At 69.0% G+C, this 10261-nt stretch carries 11 protein-coding genes; 7 read left to right on the top strand and 4 right to left on the bottom strand.

The window, feature by feature from the left end:
• The 3 genes from ON37_RS20470 to ON37_RS20460 all read right to left on the bottom strand — a co-directional run.
• Positions 1-1101: lytic transglycosylase domain-containing protein (locus ON37_RS20470; RefSeq protein WP_306306498.1), on the bottom strand; the 1101-nt coding region annotated here is incomplete at its 3' end.
• A 146-nt stretch (positions 1102-1247) separates the two neighbouring features.
• Positions 1248-1856: a DUF1003 domain-containing protein gene (locus tag ON37_RS20465; protein WP_051031833.1), complete on the bottom strand. Its 609-nt coding sequence runs from the start codon at positions 1854-1856 to the stop codon at positions 1248-1250.
• Positions 1853-3208 carry a magnesium transporter MgtE N-terminal domain-containing protein gene (locus ON37_RS20460; protein WP_083893154.1) on the bottom strand — a complete coding sequence of 452 codons (1356 nt, stop codon included), beginning with the start codon at positions 3206-3208 and terminating at the stop codon, positions 1853-1855. Before ON37_RS20460 ends, ON37_RS20465 begins: the two co-directional genes overlap by 4 nt.
• 50 nt (positions 3209-3258) lie before the next feature.
• On the opposite strand from ON37_RS20460, the gene ON37_RS20455 reads away from it, so the two are divergent.
• From ON37_RS20455 to ON37_RS20440, 4 genes are all read left to right on the top strand, one after another.
• On the top strand, positions 3259-4206 hold the full coding sequence (locus ON37_RS20455; protein ID WP_040721544.1) for an HpcH/HpaI aldolase/citrate lyase family protein: 948 nt from the start codon (positions 3259-3261) through the stop codon (positions 4204-4206).
• Positions 4207-4361: 155 nt separating this feature from the next.
• The gene (locus ON37_RS20450) at positions 4362-5405 is read left to right on the top strand and encodes a fused (3R)-hydroxyacyl-ACP dehydratase subunits HadA/HadB (protein WP_083893153.1); all 1044 of its coding nucleotides are present in this window, start codon (positions 4362-4364) and stop codon (positions 5403-5405) included.
• A gap of 119 nt (positions 5406-5524) precedes the next feature.
• On the top strand, positions 5525-6016 hold the full coding sequence (locus ON37_RS20445) for a YflT domain-containing protein (protein WP_040721539.1): 492 nt from the start codon (positions 5525-5527) through the stop codon (positions 6014-6016).
• A gap of 58 nt (positions 6017-6074) precedes the next feature.
• Positions 6075-6668, top strand: coding sequence for a suppressor of fused domain protein (locus tag ON37_RS20440; protein WP_040721538.1), 594 nt, complete (start codon positions 6075-6077; stop codon positions 6666-6668).
• Positions 6669-6671: 3 nt separating this feature from the next.
• Here ON37_RS20440 and corA read toward each other — a convergent pair whose 3' ends face one another.
• Positions 6672-7754 (bottom strand): magnesium/cobalt transporter CorA, encoded by a 1083-nt coding sequence (gene corA, locus ON37_RS20435; protein WP_040721543.1) that lies wholly within the window; start codon positions 7752-7754, stop codon positions 6672-6674.
• Positions 7755-7859: 105 nt separating this feature from the next.
• On the opposite strand from corA, the gene ON37_RS20430 reads away from it, so the two are divergent.
• The 3 genes from ON37_RS20430 to ON37_RS20420 all read left to right on the top strand — a co-directional run.
• A complete protein-coding gene (locus tag ON37_RS20430) occupies positions 7860-8714 on the top strand; it encodes a PHP domain-containing protein (protein WP_040721537.1) in 855 nt (284 codons plus the stop codon).
• On the top strand, positions 8711-8977 hold the full coding sequence (locus tag ON37_RS20425; RefSeq protein ID WP_083893152.1) for a hypothetical protein: 267 nt from the start codon (positions 8711-8713) through the stop codon (positions 8975-8977). Before ON37_RS20430 ends, ON37_RS20425 begins: the two co-directional genes overlap by 4 nt.
• 140 nt (positions 8978-9117) lie before the next feature.
• Positions 9118-10261: FAD-dependent oxidoreductase (locus ON37_RS20420; RefSeq protein ID WP_157171522.1), on the top strand; the 1144-nt coding region annotated here is incomplete at its 3' end.

The following is a 10261-nucleotide window of genomic DNA, read 5'->3' as shown; positions in this document are numbered from 1 at the left end:
CGGGCGCACCGGGTCGCCCGCGGACCACCGCTGCGCCTCGGCCGGGGCGGCCGGTTGCCCGGGAACGCCCGGTGGCGGCATCGGCGCGGGCACCGCGGCCGGATCGCACGGATTCGGTTTCGGCGGTGGGCAGAAGATGCCGCACGGGATCGGCGGCAGCCCCGGAATGTTGATCATCACCTGCGTCGGCTGCTGCGGTGTCGGCGCCGTGGTGGTGGCCTGCGACGGCGGCTCGGTGGTGGTCGGAATCGTCCCGTTGGCCGCGAGGATGTCGGGGCCCGCGGGCGGCGCCTGCATGGTTCCCGGCGGGATCAGCTCGGGCGAGATCTGCACCTGGGTCGGCGCGCCGCCGGTCTTGTAGGCGTTGGCCCAGCTCAGCACGTTGGCGGCGTATGCCGTCGAGTTGTTGTAGCGCAACACCGCCCGCAGCTCCTGCTGCGGGTCGCGCAGGTTCAGCCCGCCCGAGCACAGGTACTTGCCGGCCGCGAGCGAGGCGTCGAACACGTTGTTCGGGTCCGCGACTCCGTCACCGTTACCGTCGGAGGCGTACAGCGACCAGGTGCCGGGCAGGAACTGCATGGGCCCGACCGCGCGCACGAAATTACCGTCCGCGGCCTTGATGACCTCGTTACCCGGCAGCGTGCCGTCGAGCGCCGGACCGTAGATGGTGCCGATGGTGGTGCCGGCGGCATCGGTGCGGCCGTGGCCGGCGTGATTGGATTCGATCCGGCCGATACCGGCCAGCAGACTCCAGCTCAGCCCGCAATTCGGTTCCGAAGACTGCAGGGTCAGTTCGGCATTGCGATAGGCGGCCAGCACGATCTCCGGAATTCCGAAGGCCCCGTTACCGCCCGGCAACGCGATGTCCTGCAGGGGGACCGTGCCGCCGAACAACGGCGCCCCGTTCGCGGGCGCCGTCATAGCTCTCAGTTTGCGAGGTGGTTCCGGGGCGGCCGGGACCAGGCCGACCGCCTGCGCGTCGGAGTTGCCGGCGTCGGTGGGGGAGCTCGCAGCCGCCAGGCGCGCCTCGGTCGTCTTGGGCGCACTCGTCCGGGCGGTCGTGTGCGCCGCCGAACCCGTGGCCATCAAACCCGCAACCACCAGCGCCGATACGGTAATCGGTCCAGATATTCGCATCGGCACAACCAATCCCCTCGTAGTCGTTGGGCGGCGATTCGCGCGATGCCGCCACGGACAACGTGATCCAGGTTACCTGTCGGTCAGCTCGTTGTTATCGATAATTGCGGTCAGCTGCCATCTATTTGAGGCGAAATCGGTACTCGACCCCTCTTTCGATCGGTACTTTTCTTGGACTTCGCCGTCTCGACAGCATCTTCGTCGTCCGCGGGGGTGTGTAGTGGGAGCCGCGCCAGCGCGTCTTTGATGTCTTCGAGCTCTCGGCGCAGATAGTCCCGGGTGGCCACCTCACCGACCGCGATCCGCAATGCGGCCAGTTCGCGGGCCAGGAATTCGGTATCGGCCTTGGTCTGCGCGGCCCGCCGGCGGTCCTCCTCGAGCGCGACCTTGTCGCGGTTGTCCTGCCGGTTCTGGGCCAGCAGGATCAACGGCGCAGCGTAGGCGGCCTGCGTGGAGAAGGCCAGGTTGAGCAGGATGAACGGGTACGGATCCCACTGCAGGCTGACGGCGAAGACATTGAGCCCGATCCACACCACGACCACGACCGTCTGCAACAGCAGATACCGGCCGGTGCCCAGGAATCGGGCCACCGTCTCACTGCCGCGGGCCACCGCTTCGGCGTCGATCTCGAACCGGAACCGCGATTCGACCGGAGTTTCCAGTCGCTGGCGGGCCAGCGGCTTGTCCGCGCGGGCAGCGCGTTCGGTGCGCTCGGTCATCGCTGTGCCTTTCCGGCGGTAGCCGTGGCGCCGCCCTCGGCCGCGCGTCCGGCCGCCGCGACCGAGTGGATGGTCGCCGCGGGTTCGGAGGCGTCCTCATCCTGCTCGCGCCAATCCTCCGGGAGCAGATGGTCCAGCACGTCGTCGACGCTCACCGCACCGAGTAGATGGTTCTCCTCGTCCACCACCGGACCGCAGACCAGGTTGTAGGTGGCGAAGTAGCGGGTGACCGCGGTCAGCGGCGCATCGGGATCGAGCTGGGTGAGGTCGCTGTCGACCAGACCGCCGACCAGCGTCGCGGGTGGTTCGCGGAGCAGCTGCTGACTGTGCACGCAGCCCAGATAGCGGCCGGTCGGGGTAGCGGTGGGCGGGCGGACGACGAATACCATCGACGCCAGCGCGGGGGTCAGATCCGGGTCACGGATGCGGGCCAGTGCTTCGGCTACGGTGGCGGCCGGGGTCAGGATCACCGGCCGGGGCGTCATCATGCCACCGGCCGTATAGGGCGAGTATTCGAGCAGTCGGCGCACCGGCTCGGATTCCTCCGGATCCATCAGCGCCAGCAGCGCCTCGGCCTCACCCGTGGGCAGTTCGCCGAGCAGATCGGCCGCGTCGTCGGGATCCATCGCCTCGAGCAGGTCGGCCGCGCGTTCGACGCCGAGATTCTGCAGTACGTCGACCTGATCGTTCTCCGGAAGCTCCTGCACCACGTCGGCGAGGCGTTCGTCGTCGAGGGCGCGGGCCAGTTCGATCCGCCGCTTCTCGGGGAGCTCGCGCAGCAGATGGGCGACATCGGCCGGGCGCAGGCCTTCGAACTGGCCGAGCAGCTGGGTGACGTCCTGGCCGGGCAGATTCAGTTCGTGCTGGGTCAGTCCGCGCACATCCGACCACTCCACGACATGCACCTCGCGGCGGCGGCCCAGCCGCCGGTGGCCGCGCACCGCCACCCGGGAGACCACCCAGTCGCGGGTGCGGCTCTGTTCGATGCCGAGATCGACCACGAATACGTCGATGCCCTCGAGATCCGGCAGTTCCGGATCGGCGACGCGCACCTTGGAATCGAGGACCTGGGCCAGCGCCAGCATTTCGCCGGGGCGCTGCTCGAACCGGCGCAGGCTGACGGTGCCGGTGTTGAGGTTGACCGAGTTCGGCTCGATCGCGTTCACCCGCAGCATGGGCACGAAAATGCGTTTGCGCGTGGGCAACTCGACCAGCAGTCCCAGCACCCGAGGTTGCTGGCGGTCGTAGCGGATGGAGATCACCACGTCGCGCAGCCGGCCGATAGACTCGCCGTCCGGACCCAGTACCACCAGGCCCGCCAGCCTGGCGGCGAAAACTTTCGTTGCTGCCATAACTGCAAGGCTATGTGGTGCAGCCCCGCGAGACGATTCAGGAGCCGCCCATGTCAACGCGTCGTTCGGTGCTCGCCGTACCCGGCAGTAATCTGCGGATGATCGACAAAGCCAAGGGTTTGCCCGCGGACGAGATCTTCCTGGACCTCGAAGACGCCGTCGCTCCGTCCGCCAAGGCCGCCGCCCGGGCCAATATCGTCGCCGCGCTGAACTCACCCGGCTGGGGCGACCAGATCAAGGTCGTACGGGTCAACGACTGGACCACCGAATGGACCTACGCCGACGTCATCTCCGTGGTCGAGGGCGCCGGGCGTGATCTGGACGCGATCCTGTTGCCCAAGGTGATCGACGGCGCCCAGGTGCGCGCGCTCGATCTGCTGTTGACCCAATTGGAGAAGGCCAACGGCCTCGAGGTCGGCCGCATCGGTATCGAACCGCAGATCGAGAATGCGGCGGGCCTGCGCAATATCGACGAGATCGCCACCGCCTGCCCGCGGGTGCAGACCCTGGTCTTCGGCCCCGCCGACTTCATGGCCAGTATCAATATGCGCACCCTGGTGGTCGGTGAACAGCCCGAGGGGTACGAACCCGGCGACGCCTACCACCACATCCTGATGACCATCCTGCTCGCGGCCCGGGCACACGGCCTGCAGGCCATCGACGGTCCTTATCTCCAGATCCGCGACCTCGACGGGTTCCGGCGCGCCGCGGCTCGCACGGCCGCCCTGGGCTTCGACGGCAAATGGGTGCTGCATCCCACTCAGATCGAGGCCTGCAACGAGATCTTCAGCCCCCGCCAGGCCGACTACGACCGCGCCGAGGAGATCCTGGACGCCTACGCCTACCACACCTCGACCGCGGGCGGCGCGCGCGGCGCCGTGATGCTCGGCGACGAGATGATCGACGAGGCCAGCGCGAAGATGGCGCAGGTGGTGGCGGAGAAGGGGCGCGCGGCCGGCATGACGCGGACAACGAGTTTCGTGCCGCCCGCGGGGTAGGTGGCCATCGAGCCGGCGTTTCGGCGAGATTCGACCACGGGTCACAACCGGGCGCTGCCCGGCTCGTGAAATGTGGGCAATGGCAACCGGATTCGTGGGCGCTCGGGTGCCCGCTGCCTAGGCTTCTCGGCAATTCGGAGTTCGAGGAGTGTGGGTTGACGCAGGCAACTACCGACGTGGCGGCGTATACACGTTCACTGGTGGGTTACGGCTACCGTGCGGACGACTACTACGAGGTCGGGCGGGAGAAGATTCGCGAATACGCCCGCGCGGTGCAGGATTACGGTCCGGTGCATCGGTGGGAGGAGGTCGCCGCCGAGTACGGCTATCCCGCGGTGGTCGCGCCGCCCACCTTCCTGTCGATTCCGGCGATGCTCGCCAACCGCCGGCTGTTCGAACGCGTCATCACCGGATACGACGTGTACGTGCAGACCGATCAGGTCTTCGAGTTCTACCGGCCGGTCGTCTCCGGCGATCGTCTGGTCAGCGATGTCGAGGTCACCGCGGTGCGCACGGTCGCCGGTAAGGATCTGATCACCGTCACGAACACCTTCGCCGACGAGTCCGGCGCGGTCGTCCACATCATGCACACCACCGCGCTCGGCGTCACCGGTGCCGATCTCGATTCCGGAATCGGGAACGCGATCGAGCGGGTGATCATGCACGGCATCCAGGCGCCGTCCGCGGCGGCGGGGTTGTCGGAGGCGGAATTGCTCGCCGCCGCTCCACCCCGCAACCGGAATCGTTCGGATGTGGTGCGAAACCGTGCGCTGCACAACGTGATTCGCTTCGACGATGTCGCCGTCGGGGATGTGCTTCCGGGCCGGACCGTCCGGCTGACCCGCGGTGATCTGGTGAACTACGCCGGTGTCGCCGGTGATGCGAACCCCATCCACTGGCACGAGGGCGTCGCCGCGCTCGCCGGTCTGCCCGACGTCATCGCCCACGGCATGCTCACCATGGCGCTGGGCGCGGGCTCGGTCACCGAATGGCTCGGTGACCCGGGTGCGCTCGTCCGGTACGCCGTGCGGCTGTCGAATTACGCGGTGGTGGAGGCCGCGTCGCCCAGCGCGGTCGAATTCGGCGGGCGAATCAAATCTCTCGATCCGCACACCCGTACCGCGGTGGTCGTGATCGGCGCGAAGTCGGCGGGTCGGAAGATCTTCGGCTTGGCCACCGCCGAGGTCCGGCTGGCCTGATCGGTCCGGTGATATCGATGTCCGTTTTCCGCGCTCGCCGGTAAAATCGGACACGCGGGGCGGCGGTGCGGTCGTCGCATCCAGCCGCAACGGCGATATCGACCTAGGATCGTAGAGTTATGACCAATCCGTTGGGTAGTACGAATCGCAATCGGCCCGGCTTGCCGACGCCGCCGTCGGGGTGGCCGGTCGCCTCGTATCCGACCTACGCCGAGGCGCAGCGGGCGGTCGACTATCTGGCCGACAACCAGTTCCCGGTGGAGAACATGACCATCGTGGGCGTCGACCTGATGCAGGTCGAGCGAGTTCTGGGTCGGCTCACCTGGGGCAAAGTCATTGGTGGCGGCATGGTTTCGGGCGCCTGGCTGGGCCTGTTCCTGGGTTTGCTGTTGAGCCTGTTCACCACCGGCGGGGTGATCGGGCCGCTTGTCGTGGGTCTGGTCGGCGGTGTCATCTTCGGGCTGATCTCCGCGGTGATCCCGTACGCGGCCACCCGCGGCACTCGCGACTTCGCCTCCACCATGCAGTTGGTGGCCGGCCGCTACGACGTCCTCTGCGATCCGAAGGTGGCCGAGCAGGCGCGCGACATGCTGGCCCGGCTGGCCCTGTAGCCGCGACCTCGCCCCGGCGCTCGTCGGCGGCGGTCCGGGGCTGTGGCACGGTAGACCCATGGAACTCGATCAGGTGCGGGCGGCGGTGCTGTCGCATTTCGATATTCCGCGCTCGGCGGCGGGATGGGACGACACCCGCTTCGATTCGGCGTCGGTGACCTTCCTCGGTCTCGAACCGATCGAAATCCTGCGCATACCCGACGGTGAGCTCGTGCACTACGTCACCCTCGGGGGCTCCCGGCATCCGATGACCGATTCCGCCGCGGCCCTGGCCGACCCGGTCCGCGGACCTCGGGCCGAGCTGGTCCTCACCCTGCGCGGCGGCGCGCCGGCCGGGCTGGCCCGCGGGCTCGGTGTGCTGATCGCCGCGCCGGCGGTGGAAGGTGTTGTGCTGCAGGCGGATGCGTTGCTGGATCTCGGAGAACCGATGTGGCGCAACGCGCCCTTCACGGCGGCGTTGCTGGGTACCGCGGAGATTCCCGAGGTGCCGCTGCCGGATCCGGCCGAGCCGGTGCGGTTCCTGTCGGTCACGCCGATCACCGCGACCGAGGCGGCCTGGGTCCGGATTCGCGGCGCCGCGGCGCTGCGCGAGGCGTGGACGGAGGCCGGAATCGACGTGCGCGATCCCGGCCGGGCCGCGGCGAATCTGTAAGGCTCACAGCCATTTGTTGCGGCGCAGCGCGATGAACAGCGCACCGCAGATGACCAGGATCACGAGCCAGACGAGCAGGTATCCGTAGGTCCACTTCAACTCCGGCATGTGCTCGAAGTTCATGCCGTAGATCCCGGCGATCATGGTCGGGACCGCCGCCATCGCCGCCCACGCCGAGATCTTGCGCATATCGGTGTTCTGCTGCACGCTCACCTTCGCCAGGGCCGCGTTGATCAGCGCGCTGAGCGCCTCGTCGAAGTCGCTGATCCGCTCGGCGACGGCGGTGTGATGATCGGCGACGTCGCGTAGATAGCGGCGGATCTCCTTCGGCAGCGGCAGTTCCGCACTGCGGCTGAGCAATTGCAGCGGCAGCGCGAGCGGGTTGACCGCCCGCCGTAACTCGACGACCTCACGTTTGAGCTGATAGATCGCCTCGATGGTGAGCCGGCTGCGAGGTGTGAAGACCTCTTCCTCCATGGTTTCCACGTCGTCTTCCACCGATTGGGTGACCAGCAGATACGTATCGACCACGTGATCGGCGATCGCGTGCAGGACCGCGCCGGGGCCCAGCGCCAGGCGTTCGGGGTGCTCCTCCATCTGTTCGCGGACCACCTTCAGCGCCGTATGTTCGCCATGCCGGACGGTGACCACGAAATCGGCGCCCATGAAGATCATGATCTCGCCCGTCTGCACGATCTCGCTGACCGAATTGGGATCGTGCTCGAGATACTTCACCGTGCGCAGAACCAGGAACAGGGTGTCGTCGTAGCGTTCGAGTTTGGGTCGTTGATGCGCGTGCACCGCATCCTCGACGGCGAGTTCGTGCAGACCGAATATTTGTGCCACCTCGGCCATCTGATCCGCGTCGGGCGCGTGCATGCCGACCCAGACGAAACCCTTGCCTTCCGCCCGGACCTGCGCCAAACCCGCGGCGGGTGTCGTATGGCCGGGCTGACGGTGGCCGTCGATGTAGACCCCGCAGTCGACGATGGCACGCGCGGTCGGCACCGGAATTCGGGGCAACCGCGGCTCGTGCCGCGACCTCCCGGAACCACGGAACGGCGGAAGTGGCGGAATGGACGGCACGTCGGCGATGCTAGCGGCCGGGCGCCCGGGCCGCTGCCGCAGCGCCGGTACCGCGGGGCCGGGTCCGGCGCTGCCGATCCGCCGCCGTTGGGCAATATGGAGCGCGTGCGCATCGACCTCCACACCCACTCCACCGCGTCGGACGGCACCGACACTCCCGGCGATCTGATGCGAGCGGCCGCGGCCGCGGGGGTGGACGTGGTGGCGATCACCGACCACGACACCACGTCCGGCTGGGACGAAGCGGTCGCCGCACTGCCGGCCGGTCTGCGCCTGGTGCGGGGGATGGAGATGTCGTGTGTGGGGATGGGGGAGGACGGCTGGCCGGTGCCGGTGCATCTGCTGGCCTATCTGTTCGATCCGGACGACGCCGCCTTCGCCGCCGAGCGGGAACGGTTGCGAGGCGAGCGGGTGGCCAGGGTGCGCGCGATGGCCGAGTTGATGGTGGCCGACGGGCTGCCGATCGATCCGGACGCGGTCCTCGCGGCCGCGGGTCCGGCCGCCGGCCGGCCCCATCTGGCCCGGGCACTGGTCGAAGCGGGGGTGGTGCCCACGGTCGGAGCCGCCTTCGCGGATCTGCTCGCGCCGCGCGGTCGCTACTACGTGGAAAAGGCCGACACACCGTTGCGGCAGGCAGTGGAGATGGTCGCGGCGGCCGGCGGGGTGACGGTCGTCGCGCACGCTCGGGCCCGTACCCGCGGCCGGCTGCTGGCCCTCGACGACATCCGCGAATTGGCCGCGCACGGACTGGGCGGACTGGAGGTCGATCATCCCGATCACCACGAGGCCGACCGCGCGGTGTTGCGCGAGCTGGCCCGGGAGCTCGATCTGATCACCACCGGCTCCTCGGACTACCACGGTGCGGACAAGCCGATCGAGTTGGCCGAATGCACCACCGCGCCGGGCCAATTCGAGCGCCTGGTGGACAAGGCGAGCGGGGTCGAGGTGGTCGCCTCGTGAGAGTCGTCCGAGCGCTGAGTGGGACCGTCGCGGCCGGGGTGGTCGTGCTGGCGATCGTGGTCGTGGGGGCGGCGATCGTGGGCGCGCGGCGCGGATTTCCGGGGCCGGGGCCGAGCAGTGTGGGCTGGCATATCGGAATGGCGGCGCTGGCGCTGGGAGCGCAGATATTTTCCGATCGACGTCGGGGATTTCCGGCATTTTTCGGATCGATGGTCGTGTTCGTGGCCGCCGGTTACCTATTGGTGACGCAATGGTGGAATTGAGCGCCGCGTAACAGTTGCGGTCGGATGAATTGTGGCCGAATATTTTTCTTTGTGAGCAGCCGTAGCCGGTGCACAATTCGCGAGGCAGTCGCGAGCGGCGCGGTACGCGGGCGGTGCCGAGGCGGGTGCGGGGGTGGTCGGTGACCCACGCGGACCGGCCGGATACGGGGGACGAGACGACCGCCGACGTGTTGGTGATCGGGGGCGGTCCGGCGGGGCTGTGGGCGGCCTCGGCCGCGGCGACGGCCGGCGCTCGCGTGATCCTGGTCGACAAAGGCCGCTGCGGTGCCGCCGGTCCGACGGCGAAAGGGCTTGTCTCCCTGTGGAATATCCCGCACGGTCCGGAACGTGAGGCGGCGGTCTCGCGCGGTCTCGCGCGCGGTGGCGGGCTCGGCGATCCGGAGTGGATGGACCGGGTGCTGGGGGAGTCCGCCGTGCGGCTCGCCGCTCTGCTCGGACTGCGCCCGGGCGCGGTCGCGGTGCCGCAGCGCATCGTGGTGGACGGCCGTCGGTATCTGACCGCGTTGCGACGCCACCTGACCGCGGCCGGTGTCCGGATCGCGGACCGGCATCCGGCGATCCAGCTGCTGGTCGACGGCGATGCCGTGGTGTGCGGGGCGACCGGGGTGGAGTTGGACGGCCGGCACCGGAGGTGGACCGTACGAGCGGGTGCGGTGGTGCTGGCCACGGGCGGCTGCGCATTCCTGTCCGGTGGCGCCGGGACCGAGGTGGCGACGGGGGAAGGGCTGTTGATGGCCGCCGAGGCGGGCGGTGAGCTGTCGGGGATGGAGTTCTCGACGGCCTACAGCCTGGTGGGCGGGGACCGGCGGTGGGAACCGCGCTTCACCACGCTCTACGACGAGTCCGGTGCGCCGCTCGACGGCGACGAATTCGACGTGCGCTGCACCGCGCTGGCCGCCCTGGCCGACGGCCGGCGGATCTACGCCGAGTTACCGGGCGGGGGCTCGGTGCGGTACGGACCCGCGGCCGCGGCTCCGGTGGGCACGACGAGTGTGGATCTGCCCGCCGATTCCGAGTCCGGCTCGCGCCCGGATGTGCTCGGCCGGGTCCCGCTGCGGCCGGTGCTCCAGGGCACCGTGCGCGGCTCGGGCGGGGTGCGAGTTATCGGATTCGATTGCGCCACAACTGTTCCCGGTCTGTTCGCGGCCGGTGACGTGGCGGGCCGCGAGGCGGTCACCGGCGCGATCGGCAGTGTCGAGGGGCCGGAGGCGGGCTGGGCGATCTGCTCGGGCTGGTGGGCCGGCGCGGGCGCCGCGCGCTTCG

The sequence above is a fragment of the Nocardia veterana NBRC 100344 genome, assembly GCF_000308855.1.
Taxonomy (GTDB): domain Bacteria; phylum Actinomycetota; class Actinomycetes; order Mycobacteriales; family Mycobacteriaceae; genus Nocardia; species Nocardia veterana.
The sequence above is the reverse complement of the archived record's forward strand: the minus strand, read 5'-3'. Positions and strand labels throughout refer to the sequence as shown.